Source organism: Streptomyces poriferorum, from assembly GCF_019399235.1.
In the GTDB taxonomy this organism is placed as follows: Bacteria; Actinomycetota; Actinomycetes; order Streptomycetales; family Streptomycetaceae; genus Streptomyces; species Streptomyces poriferorum.
On record NZ_JAELVH010000125.1, the window covers coordinates 1 to 17851 of the forward strand.

At 73.5% G+C, this 17851-nt stretch carries 10 protein-coding genes and 1 pseudogene; 2 read left to right on the forward strand and 9 right to left on the reverse strand.

What is annotated here, in order from left to right:
* The 6 genes and pseudogenes from JGS39_RS21780 to JGS39_RS21805 form a co-directional block, all read right to left on the reverse strand.
* Nucleotides 1-433: pseudogene (locus JGS39_RS21780) on the reverse strand (hypothetical protein); the annotation flags it as partial.
* Nucleotides 430-4287 carry a vWA domain-containing protein gene (locus JGS39_RS21785; RefSeq protein ID WP_219570982.1) on the reverse strand — a complete coding sequence of 1286 codons (3858 nt, stop codon included), beginning with the start codon at nt 4285-4287 and terminating at the stop codon, nt 430-432. The pseudogene JGS39_RS21780 and the gene JGS39_RS21785, both read right to left, overlap by 4 nt.
* 3 nt (nt 4288-4290) lie before the next feature.
* Nucleotides 4291-5544 (reverse strand): ATP-binding protein, encoded by a 1254-nt coding sequence (locus JGS39_RS21790; RefSeq protein ID WP_219570984.1) that lies wholly within the window; start codon nt 5542-5544, stop codon nt 4291-4293.
* Nucleotides 5541-10784: a hypothetical protein gene (locus JGS39_RS21795; RefSeq protein WP_219570986.1), complete on the reverse strand. Its 5244-nt coding sequence runs from the start codon at nt 10782-10784 to the stop codon at nt 5541-5543. The genes JGS39_RS21790 and JGS39_RS21795 overlap by 4 nt, the downstream gene beginning before the upstream one ends.
* Nucleotides 10781-11641 (reverse strand): DUF4132 domain-containing protein, encoded by an 861-nt coding sequence (locus JGS39_RS21800; protein ID WP_219570987.1) that lies wholly within the window; start codon nt 11639-11641, stop codon nt 10781-10783. The genes JGS39_RS21795 and JGS39_RS21800 overlap by 4 nt, the downstream gene beginning before the upstream one ends.
* A gap of 398 nt (nt 11642-12039) precedes the next feature.
* A complete protein-coding gene (locus tag JGS39_RS21805; RefSeq protein ID WP_219570989.1) occupies nt 12040-12804 on the reverse strand; it encodes a class I SAM-dependent methyltransferase in 765 nt (254 codons plus the stop codon).
* 258 nt (nt 12805-13062) lie between these two features.
* Here JGS39_RS21805 and JGS39_RS21810 point away from each other — a divergent pair, with 258 nt between their 5' ends.
* Nucleotides 13063-14289, forward strand: a complete 1227-nt coding sequence (locus JGS39_RS21810) for a metallophosphoesterase (RefSeq protein WP_219570990.1) — start codon at nt 13063-13065, stop codon at nt 14287-14289.
* Between the two features lie 143 nt (nt 14290-14432).
* On the opposite strand, the gene JGS39_RS21815 is transcribed toward JGS39_RS21810, so the two are convergent.
* The 3 genes from JGS39_RS21815 to JGS39_RS21825 form a co-directional block, all read right to left on the reverse strand.
* Nucleotides 14433-15161, reverse strand: a complete 729-nt coding sequence (locus JGS39_RS21815; RefSeq protein ID WP_219570992.1) for an SDR family oxidoreductase — start codon at nt 15159-15161, stop codon at nt 14433-14435.
* A complete protein-coding gene (locus JGS39_RS21820) occupies nt 15158-15412 on the reverse strand; it encodes a hypothetical protein (protein ID WP_219570993.1) in 255 nt (84 codons plus the stop codon). The genes JGS39_RS21815 and JGS39_RS21820 overlap by 4 nt, the downstream gene beginning before the upstream one ends.
* Before the next feature lie 316 nt (nt 15413-15728).
* Nucleotides 15729-16634: a helix-turn-helix transcriptional regulator gene (locus JGS39_RS21825; protein ID WP_219570995.1), complete on the reverse strand. Its 906-nt coding sequence runs from the start codon at nt 16632-16634 to the stop codon at nt 15729-15731.
* Between the two features lie 242 nt (nt 16635-16876).
* Between JGS39_RS21825 and JGS39_RS21830 the strand changes: the two genes are divergently transcribed.
* Nucleotides 16877-17851, forward strand: a 975-nt coding sequence (locus JGS39_RS21830) for an aldo/keto reductase (RefSeq protein ID WP_219570997.1), incomplete at its 3' end; no start/stop codon positions are given.

The following is a 17851-nucleotide window of genomic DNA, read 5'->3' on the forward strand; positions in this document are numbered from 1 at the left end:
GGGTGGGAGTGAAGGTGGGAGCGGGGTCGGTCGTGGGAGCGAGTCCGTGGACCGTCCGGTCGGATCGGTCGGATCGGTCGGGCCGCTCGGATCGGTCGGACCGGTCGGATCGGTCGGGCCGGTCGGCGGGCTCCGGCGACGGGTCCGCCGTGGGGGCGGCGCAGGCGGCGGCCGCGCGGTGCACGCAGGCCGGGGCGAGGAGGCAGCCGCAGCTGATGGCGTCCGCCGTCGCCACCACGCCACCCGGGGCGTGCAGGCGCAACTCGGTCTCGTCGTCGACCGCGATCGTCACGGTGTCCCCGTCGCGGTGTGTCGGGCGGGCACCGAGCTTGGTGACCGCCGCGTCCAGCCGCTTGCGCAGCCGGGGCGAGAGGTCCTCCACCAATGTGGCCGTGACCTCCGGCGCGACAGGCGGCAACTGAGCGGCAGTCATGCGGTCTTCTCCCCTATCCAGCGGGCCAGTTCGAGTGGGCTGAGGGCCGCCACGGGCATGCCGGCGGCCACGAGCTGCCCGGCGACGCCCGTCGAGTAGCGGGGCCGGCCGGCGTCGTCGAGGCTCGCGCACCCGAGGACGTGGCAGCCGGTGGCCACCAGGGCCCGCACCTCGGCCAGCAGTCCGCCCAGCGGCGCACCCTCCTCGAAGTCGCTGATGACGACGACGAGGGTGCGGCTGGGCACCGCGATCAGGCTGCGGGCGTGCCGTAGCCCGGCGGCTATGTGGGTGCCTCCGCCCACACTCACCTCCAGCAGGAGGGAGAGGGGATCGTGCACATGGCCGGTGAGGTCGACGACCTCCGTGGAGAAGGCCAGGAAATGGGTGCTCAGCGTGGGCACCCCGGCGAGCACGGAAGCGGTCAGCGCCGACCAGATCGTGGACGCCTCCATGGATCCGGAGACGTCGGTGACCAGGATCAGGCGCCAGTCGGCCGACCGTCGCACGCGGCTGCGGAACACCGGCTTCTCGGGGATGACCCGGACCGTTCCGTCGGCCGTCCGACGGGCGGCGGCCAGGTTGGCGCGCAGCGTACGCGGAAGGTCCAGCCGGCCGCCGGGGCGGCGGGTGGGCCGGGGCGACATCGCGCCGGTGAGGGCGGGTCGCAGCCGGGTGGCGAGTTGCCGGGTCAGCTCGTCGACCAGACGGCGGACCAGGGGCCGGAGCGCCGCAAGGCGAGCTTCGGGCAGGCCGCCGGCGTACCGCAGGACCGTCCGGAGCAGTTCCACGGAGGGGGTGGCGGCAGCCGGGTCGAGTTCGGCCAGAACGTCCTGCCGGCCTGTCACGGCTGCTGCGGCGAGGACCTCCTCGCGGATGCCGGGGCCGAACAGCGCCGCCAGTTCCTCGGACCATTCACGGACGCCGGGGAACGACGGTTCCCGGCCGCCGTGCGCTCCGGATCCGCCACCGCGACCGGGCAGGCCGCCACGGGATCCCTCGCCGTGTCCCGCCCCGTAGAGCTCGTCCAGAGCGGTCGCCAGGCGGGCGGCGCCGGACGGCAGTCGGTCGGGGCGCCGGCCGAGCACGAGCCGCCACCGGTCGGCGGGCGCGAGGGTCCGCGCGGGCACGGCCGCCGTGGGGTGTGCGGTGGCGGCATTGGCCTCGGTGGAGGGTGCGGTGACGGGCGTGGCAGTGGGGTGCGTTGCGACGGGCATGGCAGTGGGGTGCGCGGCGGTCGGCGTGGCCGTGGGGTGCGCAGCGGCGGAGTGGCCGGGCTGTGGCGTGGACCGGTCGTCGTGCTCGGGTGGCGGGACGGGCAGGCCCAGGCCCGTCAGGAGCTCGCGGGCCGCGAAATCGGCGACCGTACGGCGGGCCAGCTCGGCCGGGTCGTCCGCGCCGAGGGTGTCCACCCGTTCGCCCAACCGCTCCTCGACGGTGTCCAGCAGGCGGTCCCGGGCGGCCGGGCTCAGGGTGTCGAAGCCACCTCGCAGGGCCGGCAGCCGGGCCAGGAACGCGGTGTCGTCCAGCTCGACGACCCGGTGCAGCAAAGGGTCCAGGGCGCCGACGCCGACGGTCAGGAGCGGGCCCGCCACCGTCAGGACGCCCGTGAGGCGGGCGGTGAGCGCGGCCCGGGCGGTGCTGTCCACGGCTCCGTCCACCCAGGAGGCGACACGCCGCCCGAAGGCCGCGGCCTCTTCGTGGCCCGTGAGCACCCGGACCGCTCCGGCGGCCGCGGCGATCAACGGGGTGCCGTCGGCGGCCAGCCGGGCGAGGGCAGCAGTCAGTCGGATGCCGCCCAACCGGTCGGCCCTCTGGGACAGTTCGAGCAGGGCCCGGGCGTCCTCGGGCTCCTCGGAACCGGTCAGGCCGTCGACCTGGCGGACCGCGGCCGAAGTCAGGAGTTCGGCCGCGTGCGCGGTGTGGGCGGCGCGGGCGGAGGCGGTGGCGTCGGGGGCCGAAGGGTCCCCGGGCGCGGCAGGGCCCGGCAGGTGACCGGCGTCGATGCGATCCAACAGGCCCAGACCTGACAGGAGTTCGGGAAGGGTGCCGCTCGCGGGGAGCACGTCCGCCAGTTCCGTAAGCCGTTCGTCGGCAAGGCCGGGGAGCCCGCACTCGGCGGCCTCCGTGAGGCCGCGGACGACCTGGGCGGCCGTCGGGCCGTCCTCCGCGCGTTCGACCTCGCGCCGCTGCCGCAGCACGCCCTCGGCCGCCTGGGCCGGGGTGACGCCGCGGGCCCCGGCCGCGGTGAGCATCGCGGCCGTCGCAGGCGTCCACCGAACCTGCCAGCGTGTGGTGAGCCCCTCCGTGCCCGCCGCGCCGGCCACGGCCTGCTCCTGCGCGTAAGGGATGCCGCACACCGTCAGCCTGCGCAGCAGCAGTTCGCGGTGGCGGTCCAGGGTGGAACGTGCCGGGTCGAGCCGGAGGTCGCGCGGTGTCCTCTCGCGCGCGTCCTCGGGGCCGGGGAGGGAGAGCGCCGCGGTCTCGGCCTCGACCGCGGGGCCCAGTCCACTGCGCGGAGCGGCGGGCGCGGGCCGTCCGGTGCGGGCTCCGACGAGTACGTGTTCGAGGGCCCGGGCGACGGCGCGGCCCGTACCGTAGGTCTCGCCGCGCCCCAGTACCGTCTGCACGGCTTCCAGGAGTTCACCGCGGCCGGGGGCGGGCAGGTCGCGCAGGCGGGCGAGGTCGCCGGCCACCCGGACGACCTCCCGGCCCTCTGCCGGGCCGTAGGGGTGGCCCCGTTCGCGCAGGGCGGCGCAGACGCGGACCGCGGTGCGGACCAGCGCCTCGTGCAGGGCGGCCGGGTCCCCGGCGGCGTCCAGGACGATGTGCTGCCATTCCGGGTCCCGGATGCCGGCCGGATAGCCGGACCGCGAGTCGAGCAGCGGGTACGTGTACGGGATCAGGGAGACGGTGCACGCCGCCGTCCCGGCAGCGCCGTTCCCGCGGCCGTCCGCGCCCGGATCGGGTGCGGCGGCGGATGCGTCCGCCAACGCGTCGGTGAACGCGTCCGGTGCGGGGTCCCAGGCGGCGGACGGCAGGAGGGCCGGGGTGTGGAAGGCTCCCACCACCACGGCGGGCCGCCGCCCGCTCGCCAGGGCCTTGGCGACATGCCCGCGCATCCATGCCTCGCGTACCAGGTCGGTGCGGTCCACCCCGCCCCGAACCTCGGCCTCGTGGCGCAGCGCCCAGCCGGTGAGCAGGGAGGCGCGGCGGAGCGCCTCGGGTGTCGAACCGGGCGCGAGTGCCTCCACCAGCCGGTCCCACAGGTCGTCGCCGTCCCGGCCGGTGAGCCGGGACCGGAGCGCGTCGGACAACCCGTGCCCGTCCGCCGCTGCGGGGGCGGGGGCCGGGATGTCCGGGCCGCCCCCCGCCCACGCCCGGTCGGCCAGCGGCAGGTCGCAGGCGACGGCCGGGACGCCGTTTCTCGCCGCCCAGCGCAGAGCGACAAGTTCGGGCGAGAAGTCAGCGAACGGGTAGAAGGCCGGGCCCCGTTCACCTGCCGGGCCCGGCCCGGGCCCGTCGGCGGGCACGGCGGCCAGCGCCACCGGGGCCTCGGTCTCCTCGTGGGCGAGCCAGCCCAGCCAGGGCTGGAACTCGGCGGGCAGTTCGACGAGGAGGACGTCGGGGGCCGCGGCGTCCAGCAGCGCCGGGAGGGCAGCCGCCAGCGAGGGCGCGTGGTGGCGCACCCCGATCAGGAACGGCACCCCGGGTCCGGCCGCCGCGAGCGCTGCCACCGCGGCCTCCGGGGTGCCGGGACCGGTCGCCGGGCCCTGCGCCGGGGAAGCGCCCGGCGTACCAGTGGTGGGCTCCACGTCGGCGGTGGACCGCGTCTCGGGGATGGTCGACTCGCTCATCCGTCAGTTCTCCAGCACCGCACGCAGGTCCCACAGGGCACGCCAGGTGGCCGACCCCTGCTCCGCGCGCCTGCGCACCGGCCCGTCCCAGTACCCCAGCAGCCGTGCCGCGTCGGCGGGGTCGTCCTTCCGGACGACGCCGAGCAGATGGCCGGGCAGGAGGGAGAGCACGTCCCGGTCGCCAGGGAAGTAGGCGGCGGCCAGGCCCAGGGCACCCGCGACGGAGACGGCCTCCGCTGTGCTCATGACCGTGGAGGGGCGCTCGACCTCCCAGCCCTCCACGGAGCGGCCCTCGCGCAGGTCACGGAAGGCGATGACCAGCGCTTCGAGGACCGCGTCGTCCACCTGGAAAGCGGCGCCGACGCGTTCGACGGCCGCCCGCGACTGGCGCCGGACGAGCGCGGTCTCGGCGTCCACGTCCCCGATGGGGCCCACGGTCTCGAAGTTGAAGCGCCGCTTCAGCGCGGCGGACATCTCCGAGACGCCCTTGTCTCTCAGGTTGGCGGTGGCGATGAGGGTGAACCCGGGGGCCGCGTGCACCTGGGCGCCCTCGCTGCCCGCGAGTTCGGGGACCGCGATCCGCCGCTCGGAGAGCAGTGACACCAGGGCGTCCTGGACCTCCGGGAGACAGCGGGTGACCTCCTCGACGCGGGCGACGGCCCCCCGGGTCATGGCGGCGAGCACCGGGGAGGGCACCAGGGCCTGTTCGGTGGGGCCCTGGGCGAGCAGCAGGGCGTAGTTCCAGCCGTACTTGAGCTGGTCCTCGGTGGTACCCGCGGTGCCCTGCACGGTGAGCGCGCTGGTCCCGCAGACCGCTGCCGACAGCAGCTCGGAGAGCATGGACTTCGCGGTGCCGGGTTCGCCCATGAGGAGGAGTCCGCGCTCACCGGCCAGGGTGACCACGCACCGTTCGACCAGGGCGCGTTCGCCGACGAACTTCTGCTCGATCACCAGGCGGGGCGGCACCCCGGCTCCGGGCCGGGCGCCCTTCGGCAGCGCCAGTGCCTCGCCCGCGCTGCCCATCACGAAGGTGACGACGGCGCGGGGGGTGAGCAGCCAGCCGGGCGGGCGGGGCCCTGCGTCGTGGGCGGCGAGGAAGGCCAGCTCGGTGGAGTACCGGTCCTCGGGCGGTGTGACCTGGCGGGACTCCTGGCCGGCAGCCGTCGCCCGGTCCGGGACACCGTCCGTGGTGGTGCTGTCCGTGGTGAGGCTGTCCGTGGTGGTGCCGTTCACGGTGGTCGTGGTGTCGTTCGTCATCGGCGGCGGCCCTTCCGGGGTGCGCGGGTGTCCAGTTCCTCGAAGGCGGGGGCGTCGCCGCCGCGGACCCGTGCCCAGGCGGCTGCGAACAGCGCGGGCACGGGGACGTCGGGCAGGGTCCGGGCGGACCCGGCCACGGGGTACAGGTGTTCCTTCCAGGTCTCCAGCGGCAGTCCCGGGGCGCCTCGTTCGAGCCAGCCGCAGGGGAGGAACAGGGTGCGGCCGGCGCGGGAGCGCTTCGCCTCCACGACGAGGCCGGTGGCGGTGAGTTCCGCCCGGGCCTTCTTGATCCGTGCCGGCTTCCACTCGGTCCAGCGGACGCAGTTGCGGTCCGTCGGGTCGGGCAGGGCGAGCAGCATCAGGTACAGCGCGGAGGCGTCCGCGCTCAGGCCGAGAACGTCGGCGGTTTCGGTCACCAGTTCCGGCACCGCACGCGTCGGGTCCTGCGCCGGGTGGTGCGGGGCGCCGTCGGGGGTGCCCGCCGAGGCCAACGCACCGGTCTTCTCGTCCAGCAGGGCGCGCAGGGCGAGCAGATCCCCGGTGCCGTACGGGCCGACGGTGCCCTCGACGAGGCCGAACGCCGGGTCGTCGGGGCCCGCCAGACCGGCCGGGCGGATCAGGAGCTTCTCGTTGTTGGCGTAGCCGGGGGCGAGGAGCAGCGCCGTGCCGGCCCGGACCAGACCGTCGGCTTCGGCGCCGCCGGACTCGGGGAGCCCGTAGGCGGCGCGGACGGCGAGGCCGATCGAGCCCCCCGACTCGGCCCATTCCAGACCGAGGTCCAGCACCAGGTCCGGGTCGGCGAGGCGGTCCCTCAGGGCGGTGAGCCCGACGGGCAGGTGTGCCCGCAGGGGGTGCCCGTACGGCAGCGTGTAGGCGAGGGTGCGCAGGGCGGTCAAGGCCGAGGAGACCGCGCCGCGTGCGCCCGTCCGGTGCAGTCCCGGGCGGCCGGTGCCGTCCGGGACATACGTGCCGTGGGCGAGCCAGGTCCGGGAGCCCGCGTTGAGGATCAGGTCGACGGCCTCCGCGGTGGTGCCCGAGAGGTCGAGATCCAGTTCCTCGGGTACGCGGACGAGGGAGGCCAGGCGCTTCTGCCACACCTCGGCGGCTGCCCGGACGTCGGGGCCCGTGGCCCACAGCTCGGCCGGATCGGCGGGCAGCAGTGCCTGGAGCACTGCGTGCCGGTCGTCCCGGGGCAGGGCGTCCAGCCTTGACTGGGCCGCCTCGAAGACACGTGTCTTCACCTCGAGGAGCGCGAGCGCCTCGGCGCCGGGCTCCTTGACGGCTGCCGACAGCAGTGCGGCGGACTGGAGGGGGCCGATTCCGGTGGCCGTATGGAACGCTTCGGCGGCCTCCGGACGCCAGCGTGCCGGGCCCTGCTCCCGTACCAGGTCGATGAGCCGGGTGAGCCGGTCGCGGTCGATGCCCTGTCGGTGAACGTGCTCGTGGTCCAGGGTGAAGCCGGGGACGGGGCCGAAGGCTCCGGTCGGGTCGTGGTCCAGGACCAGCCAACGTACCGCGTCATTGCGGGAGTTCCATCCGCGGCCGGCGAGGACCACGATGGTGCGGGCGCCCCTGCGCAGCACCTGGCCGAGGCGGTGCACGGTCTCGGGGCGTCCCGATCCGGTCGCCCCTCGGGAGATCGGCTCGACGAGTTCCACCTGCCGGACGGTGCCCGCCGGGTCGGCCAGCGGGCCCGCGGCGAGGGTCTCCAGGAACAGGAGGAGCCCGGTGCGGTGCTCGGGGGAGGTGGTCGCCGAGGCTGCCCGGTAGGCCAGTTCGGGCAGATCGTCGAGAAGGTCGGTCCAGGTCAGCGAGTCAACGGGCACGGTGTACTCGTCCCGCTGCCAGCCGTCCACGGAGGTGAAGGGGACCGTGGACCGGATGGGCGGGCCGAAAGCCGGATCGCCGCCCAGGACATGGTTGACCGCGAGGATCTGCCGGATCACGGTCCAACGGCGCCCGGCTCCCCACCAGCCACCCCGCATCCGCTCGGAGTTCCAGGCCGAGGCCGACTGCAGGGTCATGTCGTCGCCGTGCTCGGGCTCGTGATCGAAGAACATGCCCTTGGTGCGCGCGGTGTTCCGGGGCGTGGCCGGCTCCACGGGCTCGGGCGGTGCCAGGTACCGGGCCGCCGCGACGGCCCGGTACACCGCGTTCCGCACGAGCGCGGTGACGCCCGCGAGAAGCCGTACGTCGGACACCTCGGGCAGTACCCGGGCGACGGCTTCCTCGCTCATTTCATGCGAAGAGGGCCCGGTGTACTCCTCGACGGCCCGGTACGCCTCCAGGTGCCGTTCGACCGCGGCGGCGACCTCCTTGAACAGCTCCCCCGCCCGGGAGTCCGTCAGATTGCGCAGGGCGGTGGATCCCTGCTCGTCCCTCGGGCGCAGGGCGTGCCAGTAGGCGACGGGAGGCACGTACTGGGTTCCCGTCGCGTCGCTCCCACCGCTGGAGCCGGGGGTGACGGACCACAGCTCACCACCGGTGCCGTCGGTGTCCGCCGGGTGCGCTTCGACCGAGCGGTGGTGCAGGGCCACGACCGGCCGGGAACCGCCGGGCAGGGTGAGGGCGCCGAGCGGCACGGACCAGTCGCCGCCGGGTAGCGGGTACGGCAGGGTCACCGTGTGGCCGTCGGGGGTGCCGGCGACGATCCGGTGGCCGTCGGCCGGGGCGGCCGAGCCGGGCTCGGTGACCGTACGACGGACCCAGCGGCCGAGGACCGTGCCGTCCGTACCGAACGGGGTGGCCTCAAGACCGGGCTGGAGCGGCAGCACCTGGCAGTGCTCGGTGAGCAGCCGGGTGTCGTCCCGCACCCCGGACCGGAGGAAGGCGGGGAGGGATGCGCGGCCGTGCGTGCCGCCGGCCGGGTCGTACTCCAGCCACACCCGCTCCGTGCCCTGGTGGCCTTCCCGCCAGAGGCCGGTGCCGTCGGAGATGACGGCGCGCTGGGGCGGGAGGGAGGTGTCGCCCGCGTGCAGGGCCTTGCCACCGGTGGCGCGACCGCCGCCGGGCAGCGGCAGGCAGACATCGTCCGAGGGACCTGAGCCGCCCCAGCGGGGGATCTGCTCGCCGCCGACGGTGAACACCTCGGCGGGACGGTGCGACCAGTAGCCGTGCAGCTTGCCGTCCTCCCACCAGATGACCAGCAACTCTCCGTCGACGTAACGGAAGGCGAGCTGCCGCCAGTGGTCGACGGTGGCGGGCAGCCGCAGGGTGTGCCGCAGCAGAACGCCTTCCGGGCCGACGACGACGGCCCGTTCGAGCGTGTTGAGGATCAGTGCGGGCCAGGCGCCGGTGACACCGACGTCCTTCGACCGGTGGTGCTGCTGACGCGTGGCGGCGGCGGCCTCGGCGGCCAGTTCGGCGTAGGTCTCGTCGAGCGCGGACCAGCCCAGTTCGTCGAGGACGCCGGTACGCAGGGTGGAGGCGAGCAGCGGCACGACATCGTGGGCCTCGAGAAGTCGTACGGCTTCCGGGGCGACGTCCGCGACGACGGTGCGGAACGCCGAGAGCCTGTTGAGGGCGGTTTGCAGCCCGGGGAGCCCTCGCGCGGCCGCGTACTCCTCGGCGCGGCCCGTCAGCCACTCCCCCAGGATTCCGGAGAGCACCGGGTGCGCCGCCAGCTTCGCCATGCCGGCGTCGCTCAGCCGCTGACCGTGTCCGTCGCCGAGACCGCCGACGTTCCGGCTCAGAAGAGCGCGGAAGACCGGCTGTTCGGCGACGGCGGTGAGGTCGCGTGCGCCGGGCGCCTTGTCGATGAGCCACGGGCCGACCGGGACGCCGGCGGGCTGCGCGGTACCCGTGTCCTGGTCGTCGGGCTCGGCGACTGGGACGCCGGAGGCCAGGCAGAGGTCGAGAAGGTCCAGATCGGCGTTGCGCTGCCAGCGGCCCTGGAACAGTTCGACGGGGCGCCCGTCGGCGCGCAGCCGGTCTGTCATCCGGGCGGCCAGTTCGAGGGTCTGCGGGCTGCGGCCCGCGGTGGCCCGGTGGCGCCGGCGGTGGGCCTCCCAGCGGGCGAGCCAGTCCGCCGGGGAGACGGACGGGTCGCCGGCGGCGGGACCGGAGGGAGTGGCGCCGGAGGTGTCCGGGAGAGCCGTCAGCAGGTCTTCGGCGCCGGACTCGGCCAGCAGGGCGAGCCAGCCGCTCTCCCCGTCGGAGTCCCGGCCACTCTCGCTGAAGCTCTCCGGGAAGAAGCCGAGCAGCCGGGCCCGCACTGCCGCGTCCCGTCGGGCGAGCGCGACGAGCGCGGAGCGGTAGGCCGTCCAGAAGGAGGCGGGGGCGCGGACGACTCCCGGAGAGCCGATCAGATCGGCCACCAGGTCGTGTTCGGCGGTCTCACGGTCCAGCCCGGCGGCCTTGACCAGCGCGCGCACGTCCTGCGGCAGCGCCGCGTACGGCGGCATGCCGGCCGCGCAGCGCTCGACCAGCAGACGGCGGTACTGCGCCCAGGCGTCCGCCGGTGCGAGCCGGGCCACCAGGTCCCGTACGTACTGCCTCAGTGCCTTGACGGTCAGTGCGCCGGAGAAGGCGAACTCCAGGAAGACGGCCCGCTGCCGGTCCTCGTCCACGGCCAGCCCGTGCACCCGCTCGGCCTCGCGGGCCTTGCCGAAGAAGGTGGCTGCGTAGCTGGTGTTCTCCGCCTGGAGGAAGAGGCGCGCCACCTGCTCGTAGTAGGTGGGCAGGAAGTGGGGCACGGCACGGCCGAGTCGGGTGCCGAGTGCGTCGAAGCCCTCCTTGGCCGCTCCGGCCCGGGTCCTGGCCTGCCGGCCCAGCCGCTCGATGTCCTTGACCAGGGCCAGGGCGTGGTGCCCGTTGGCCGGGTCGTTGACCAGCGCCCAGGCGGGGAAGCCGAGTGTCTCGCGGCGCACCTGGCCCACGACGGGGGCCTCGGCGGCCCGGGCCAGCCCGAGGAACTCCAGGGCCAGGTCCTCGGCTTCGCCGAGGGTGCCGGGCACGAGCCGGACCACGGGGCGGTCGCCGAGGGCGGTGTGCGTGTAGGTACGGGCGGTCAGCGCGTCGGCGTCGTCCCGGCCGGTGGTGGCGGCCGGGAGAATCGCGCCCGCGTCCAGCAGGGCCGCCGCGCGGGCCTCGTCAGCAAGGGCGGAAGCGGTCTCGCCCCGGCCCTGGGCGGGCAGGAACGCCGCTCCCGCTGCCGTCGTGTTCGCGTTGGTGCTCGCGTCGGTCTTCGCGTTGGTCTTCGCGTTGGTGCTCGCGTTGGTGTTCGTCGTCGTGGTGCTCATGCCGCCCGCTCCTCGTCCTCCACGTCGCGGCCGGCGTAGAGCGCCGCCGCCATGCGCATGCCCTCGGACCACGTGACGGGGCCGACCTCGGCGGCCGTCAGCGGGCGCCCCGAAGGGTCGGTCCAGCCCAGGGGGCCCGTCTCGGTGCCGTACTCGTCGTATCCGTCGTGCTCGCCGATCCAGATGCGTGCCTCGGCGGTGGCGCCGTTCTCGACGACCGGGCAGACCGCGTATCCGCCGCGCGACCGGTACCCGAGCTGAGTGACGCGGCCGTGCAGGAAGCGCAGTTCCTTGAACACCCCGCCGGCGTAGGTGTCCACGGAGGTGGTGTCCGGGGCGAGGCCCGGCGGGCGGCGCCACACCTCGCGGAACAACTGCTCCACGTTCTGGCGCACCCCCAGTTCGACCGCGAACTCCCGCAGCTCGTCGAGGTCTTCGAGGAGGACGGGGTGGGGCACACTGACGACGTCCGGAGTGATGCGGACCGTGTCGCCGTCCAGGTCGACCAGGCCGAGGCCGCGGTCGGGGTCGACATCGCGCAGGAATCCGGCGACCCCGCCGTCCGCGCCGGTGACCACGACGTCCCGCAGGGCCGCCTGCCAGGACGGGTCGGGCCAGACCCGGGCGAGCACGGCCGTGGGAACCGGCAACGAACGCACCATCCACTGCTCGACGTCGGTCAGGCACTGGTGTGCGTGCCGGTCCAGCCACTCGGTCAACTGCCGGAGCCCGACGACCGCCGGGTCGTCCTTCAATCTGGCCGGTACGGACTTCAGCCGCCGGCCCTTCCCGTTGCGGCAGACCACCTTGCCCGCCTCCAGGGCGACTTCGTAGTCGCCCGCCGGAACCCACCCCATGCGCTGTTCTCCCCGTCGTTCCGGACGGCCGCCGAACCGGCGGCACGCTGATGAAACCCGTCGACGGCAACGCACCGTGACGAGTGGGAGAGACTCTAGGCGCCGCCTCTGACAATGAGCTCCGGCCCCTCCGCTTCGCTGCACCGGCCCGCCCCGCGGAAGGGGCCGGCCGGGCCGTGCCGGCCATCACGCGGGGCGGGCGACGCCACGGAACGCGCCGGCAACGGGCCTTGCACACGACGCGAGGCCGGCCGTGAGGCAGTCGTCATCGTCCTGGTTGCTGAGGGGCGGTGGCGCGGGCAGATCCCGGGCGCGGTGGTGCCGCGCGCGGTCCGCCTTCCCGGCAGGTGCCAAGAAGCATCGGGAGAGCACCGGACCGGACGACGCCTGAGGAGCTGTCAGCCTGACAGCCGGGCCTTCCAGATCTCCTCGCTCGGCCATTGCCGGGCCCAGTCCGCGGGAACTTCGGCGTAGTCCCTGTGCGCGGGCCGGGGCGCCTGAATCTCGATCAGGTCTTCCACGACGAAGCCGCAGGACCGCAGGAGACGAAGCATCTCCCCATGCGGCAGGACGAACTGCACGTGATTCTGCGAGTCCAGCCGAGTCAGTCCGAACTGGCTGCGGAGCAGCGTGGTGGACGCCGGTCCTTCGGGCGGTGCGCACAGCGCGAACAGCGCGGAGTACCGCATGAACACCAGATGACCTCCGGGAACCAGGAGCCGGGCCGCCTCGGGGATCCACTGGTACGGGTCACACCACAGGGAGGCGCCGTACTCGCTGATGGCCAGATCGAACGTGTTGTCCTCGTAGGGCACCGTCTCGGCGTTGCCCAGGACCAGGGGGAAGTCGATGCCGAACTCCGCCTGCATAGCGCGCGCAGTGGCGAGCTGCTGCTCGGAGACGTCGATCCCGACCGGGAGCGCTCCGCCTCTGGCCAGCCAGGCCGACACGTAGGCAGTCCCACAGCCGAGCTCGATGGCGCGCATCCCGGACATGCCGTCCGGAAGCACGGAGACCTGGGACTCGGGGGTGGCCCACAATCCCCAGCGCGGTTCCTCCTGCGCCCAGTGGTCGCGGGCCAGCGGCCCGTGCCAGGCAGCCGCCTCCTCGTCCCAGTAACGTCGGTTCTGCTCCAGATGGTCCCCGGGGCTGCCATGAGTCATGGAGGCATTCGATCGAAGCCGCGGAGGTTCCGGCAACGGAATTTCGGCTGGACGGAAGTCCGGCCCGCTCGCCCGCGGGCTGGACGGAAGTCCGGCCCGCTCGCCTGCGACCCTCGACAGGCCGTTCTTCGCGCGGCAGGGTCAACGTCTCTCGGGTCCTGTGGACTTCGGCTTCTGCCATCGCTTCTCGATGGAGGCCCGCCCGGAACGACCGGTACAGTGCGCGCCGGCAGTCTGGATTACCTGAGGATGGAAAGCGTGACCGACACCAGCGAAGCCCGATCCGCGGACGGTGCAGCGCATGCGACGCAACAGAGTCGACTGCGCCGCCTGATGCGCTACATCCCTTTGATCGCTCCCGTCCTGCTGTGGGCTGTGCCCTGCTGGGTGCTGCTGCACGCCGGCCAGCACTGGCCGATCCCCGTGGCGCTGGGCTGCACCGCCCTGTTCGCCCTCGGCCCGGTGACCATGCCGCTCGCGATGGCGCGCGGCCACGGCCGGCGTCAGCAGGACTGGGCGGCGATCATCGGGGACACCCTCCTCGGGGCCGGCTGGGTCCTGTTCACCTGGTCCGTCCTGCTCGGCGTCCTGCTGCGTCCCGCCCTGACCCTGGCGGGCGTGGGCGACGGGCAGAACAGGGCCAGGATCGTCACCTGGGCGGTTCTCGGCGTAGCCACCGTGCTGCTCGCCTGGGGGTACGCCGAGGCCCGCCGGGTGCCACGCGTGCGCGAGCTCGACGTGGAACTCCCGCGGCTGGGGGCCGGTTTGGACGGCACGCGCGTCGCCCTCATCACCGACACCCACTACGGGCCGCTCGACCGCGCACGCTGGTCGGAGCGGGTCTGCGCGAAGGTCGACAGCCTGGAGGCCGACCTGGTCTGCCACACCGGCGACATCGCGGACGGCACCGCCGAACGCCGCCGCGCCCAGGCCGTTCCGCTCGGCACCGTGCAAGCCACCCGGGCCCGGGTGTACGTCACCGGGAACCACGAGTACTACAGCGAGGCCCAGGGCTGGGTCGACCTGATGGACGAGCTGGGCTGGGAGCCGCTGCGCAACCGTCATCTGCTGCTCGAACGCGGCGGCGACACCCTGGTGGTGGCCGGCGTGGACGACGTCACCGCCGAGTCCTCCGGCCTGGCCGACCACCGCGCCGACCTCGCCGGAGCGCTGGACGGCGCCGACCCTGACCTGCCCGTCCTGCTCCTGGCCCATCAGCCCAAGTTCGTCGGCCGGGCCGCAGCGGGCGGCATCGACCTCCAGCTCTCGGGTCACACCCACGGCGGACAGATCTGGCCCTTCCACCACCTCGTGCGCATCGACCAGCCCGCCCTCGCCGGCCTCAGCCGCCACGGCACCCGCACGCTCCTCTACACCAGCCGCGGCACCGGCTTCTGGGGCCCGCCGTTCCGCGTCTTCGCCCCCAGCGAGATCACCCTGCTCGTACTCCGCTCCCCGCAGCGGCCTTCCGGGCCGCCCGCATGAGCAAGGCGCTGGACGCACCTGTCCGACCGGGCTCCGTGTGAGGTGGAGGGCCCGGATGAGCGTGAGTACCGGCACATCGCCGTGCGTCCCCACAACAGGCTCCGCTCCCTCGTGGGTGAGGGTCTCGACCTGCCCGTCGGCGGTCAGACCTGTTCGAAGTGGAACGCCTTGATGAAGCAGTCGCGGGGCTGGGCGACAGCGAAGAGGATGCACTCCACGAGTGACTGCGCGGTGAGCGCGTCCTCCGCTCCGCGCGGTGTGGTCTCCCACTCCTCGGAGAGCGGGTCAGGATTGGCGAAGTCGGGCGGGTAGAGGGACATCACCCGTACACCCTGGGGCCGCAGGCGCTTGGAGAGGATCTCGGCGAAACCTGCCTGGGCGCTCTTGGCCGCGTAGAAGGCGTCGTGCGCGTCCGAGCGGTGATGGCCCGCCGCTCCGCAGGCGGAGACCATGGTCACCACGTCCGGCTTGTCCGAGTTGAGCAGGAGCGGGAGGAAGTTCTTCACTGTGAGAACGGTTCCCGTGGCGCCGGACGCGATCGTGTCCGCGATGTCGGCGTCGGAAGCGGAATCGAGGTCCGGGCCTTCGAGGTAGCGCGAACCGTTGTTGATGAGCACGTCGATGTGACCGGTGTGCCGGGCGACCCCGGCAGCGAAGTCCCGGATCGAAGCGGGGTCCGTCAAGTCGCAGGAGAAGGCGTGGACCTGCTGCTGCCCCCGGTCGCGAATCTCGTCCCGAACACGCTCGGCCGCGGCGAGGCTCCGGGCGGAGAGGAAGACCTCGGCCCCGAGGTCCGCGAGGCGGATGGCCAGGGTGCGGCCGAAGTCGCGGCCGGCGGCCGTGATGACCACGCGGTGGTTGTCGAATCTCATGTCGTCACTCCTGCTTCGTGGATGACCTTCCGGTCCTGGTCCCCGTGGTGGTCCGTCGCCGTGGTCGTGGTCTGCATGATCGGGATGTACGTGCTCTTCCCCCTGAACCATGCGCTGGTGCTCGTCGCCATCACACCGATGGCACTGCTCGCGGTCGGGACGGGCGCCGACTCCGTGGCCGCCCTCACTGCCGACCGGTTCTCCGACACCGTCATCGGCGCCCTCACCGCCGTCGCGGTCACCTGGGGCACCAGCTGGTTCTTCCCGCGCCGCCTCGTCCGCGCTCAGTCCCGGCGTGCCGAGGCAGCCATCGCCGCCGTCAGGCGGACCAATGCCGCAGGGGCCGCTTCCGCCCCGGAAGGCCGCCGCGCCCTCGTGGAACTGCAGTACGAACTGATCCACCACCTCAGCGTCCTGGACCGGGCCGTCGCCGACGACCCCCGCCTGGCCGATCTCGCCCCCGCCGAGGACCTGCTCACCGGACAGGGCCACGCGGCCCTTGGCCACGCCTGGCGCAGCCACCCCGCACCCCAGCCCGTCACTCCCCACGGGCCTTCCGGCAGCCTGTCAGGACTGAGTGCGCCGCGAGGGGCCGGCATTCGTGTCCTGGGGCGTGTCCGGCCGGGGCGCTGTCATGTCGAGCAGGAGCATGGCGTCGTGATCGGGGGATCCGGGTTCGGCGGTATAGACGCCGAGTCGCTGGCCCGGTGTGCCTTCGAGGTTCATGCTCTGGCCGCTGAGGGTCAGCTCGCCGACCTGGGGGTGGTGGAAGGTCTTCTCGGTCTTCTTCCGGCCGATGACGTCGTAGCGTTCCCACAGTCTGGCGAAGTCGGTGCTCTTGAGGAGGAGTTCGCCGACCAGGCTGGTGAGGTCGGGGGCGTCCGGATTGATTCCGGCTTCGGCCCGCAGGCGGGCCACGCAGCCCCGGACCTGGGTGTCCCAGTCGGGGAACAGCTGCCGCGCCGTGGGGTGGAGGAAGAAGTAGCGGGCCAGGTTGCGCTGCTTGGCGGGCCAGTCGGCGATCCCCGCGTACAGGGCCAGACCGCCGGGGTTCCAGGCCAGCAGGTCCATGCTGCGGCTGAGGATGTAGGCGGGGCTGGGGCGCATCGTCTCCAGCAGGAGCTTCAGGTGCGGGCGGACCGTGCGGCTCGGCGGGGACGGGGGCTCGGGAGCGTGGTGGGCGGCCCGTACGGCGAGCTCGCGCAGGTGATGGTGTTCGTCGTCGTCGAGGTGCAGGGCGCGGGCGAGAGCGTCGACGACCGCGGGGCTGGGCCGGGTTTCCTTGCCACGCTCGATGCGCGTGTAGTAGTCGATGCTGATCCCGGCCACCGTGGCCAGCTCCTCGCGCCGCAGTCCGGGAGTGCGGCGCACGCCGGGGCCGCGGGTGAGGCCCGCGCTCTCGGGGCTGGTCTGATTGCGACGGGCGCGCAGGAATCGCGCCAGTTCGTCGCCGCTGGTGTGCTCGGCTGCCATGACTCCATTCTCGCCCGCCGGCCACCGGGGCGGCGGGCGCCAGGGGGGCCGTGTCACACCCCCGCTGACCGCTCCCCGGCAAAACCCGGCCTGCCTGTACGGCCCGTGTGGGGGCAGGGTGGATGACGTCACCCGCTCACCGCGGACTCTCCCGGTTCCTGCCTGCCGCCCGCGTGTGAGCCGGAGGACGTGCGCTGCCGCACAGCAGACTGAAGAGAAATACACAGAAGGGCTGAAGATCTGTGAAGTACATCAAACTGCGCGACCTGGAAGTCTCCCGGATCGGACTGGGCGCCATGGGCATGTCCCACGGCTACACCGGGTCCGGTACGGACGAGGCTGAGTCGATCCGGACCGTTCACCGAGCGATGGAACTCGGCGTCACCCTGATCGACACCGCGGAGATCTACGGCCCGTACACCAACGAGGAGCTCCTCGGCCGGGCGCTGAAGGGCCGCCGCGACAGGGTGGTGCTCGCGACGAAGTTCGGTCTCGTCTCACACGCCGGTGCGGGTGCCTGGAACCTGGACAGCAGCCCGGCCAACATCCGCACCGCCGTCGAAGGCTCGCTGAAGCGCCTGGGCACCGACCACATCGACCTCTATTACCAGCACCGGGTAGACCCGGGCACTCCCATCGAGGAGACGGCGGGGGCGGTGGGCGAGCTGGTCGCCGAGGGGAAGGTTCGTGCGTTCGGCCTGTCGGAGGCCGGCCCGGACACCATCCGCCGTGCGCACGCCGTCCATCCGGTCAGTGCCGTCCAGTCGGAGTACTCCCTGTGGACCCGGGGTGTGGAGGACCGGGTGCTGCCGGTGCTGCGTGAGCTGAACATCGGCCTGGTGCCGTTCTCGCCGCTCGGCCGCGGGTTCCTCACCGGCACGATCCGTTCCGCCGACCAGTTCGACAAGGACGACTTCCGTCGCGACAACCCCCGCTTCACCGGTGAGAACTTCGAGCGCAACCTGCGCCTGGCCGACGAGGTCAAGGCCATCGCGGCGACCGCCGGCGTCACACCGGCGCAGATCGCCCTGGCCTGGCTGCTCGCGCAGGGCGACGACATCGCCCCGATCCCCGGCACCAAGCGCGTGACCCGGGTGGAGGAGAACACCGCGGCCGACGCCGTCGAACTGACCGCCGAACAGCTCGACACGCTCACCGCCCTGCCCCCCGCCGCGGGCGACACCCACACCGAGGCCCAGCAGCGGATGCTCGAACGC

Excerpts from the sequence above, each read along its gene's own strand:
- JGS39_RS21790 (WP_219570984.1), bottom strand. The coding sequence starts at position 5,544 with ATGACGAACGACACCACGACCACCGTGAACGGCACCACCACGGACAGC.
- JGS39_RS21825 (WP_219570995.1), bottom strand. The coding sequence starts at position 16,634 with ATGGCAGCCGAGCACACCAGCGGCGACGAACTGGCGCGATTCCTGCGC.
- JGS39_RS21785 (WP_219570982.1), bottom strand. The coding sequence starts at position 4,287 with ATGAGCGAGTCGACCATCCCCGAGACGCGGTCCACCGCCGACGTGGAG.
- JGS39_RS21795 (WP_219570986.1), bottom strand. The coding sequence starts at position 10,784 with ATGAGCACCACGACGACGAACACCAACGCGAGCACCAACGCGAAGACC.
- JGS39_RS21800 (WP_219570987.1), bottom strand. The coding sequence starts at position 11,641 with ATGGGGTGGGTTCCGGCGGGCGACTACGAAGTCGCCCTGGAGGCGGGC.
- JGS39_RS21805 (WP_219570989.1), bottom strand. The coding sequence starts at position 12,804 with ATGACTCATGGCAGCCCCGGGGACCATCTGGAGCAGAACCGACGTTAC.
- JGS39_RS21815 (WP_219570992.1), bottom strand. The coding sequence starts at position 15,161 with ATGAGATTCGACAACCACCGCGTGGTCATCACGGCCGCCGGCCGCGAC.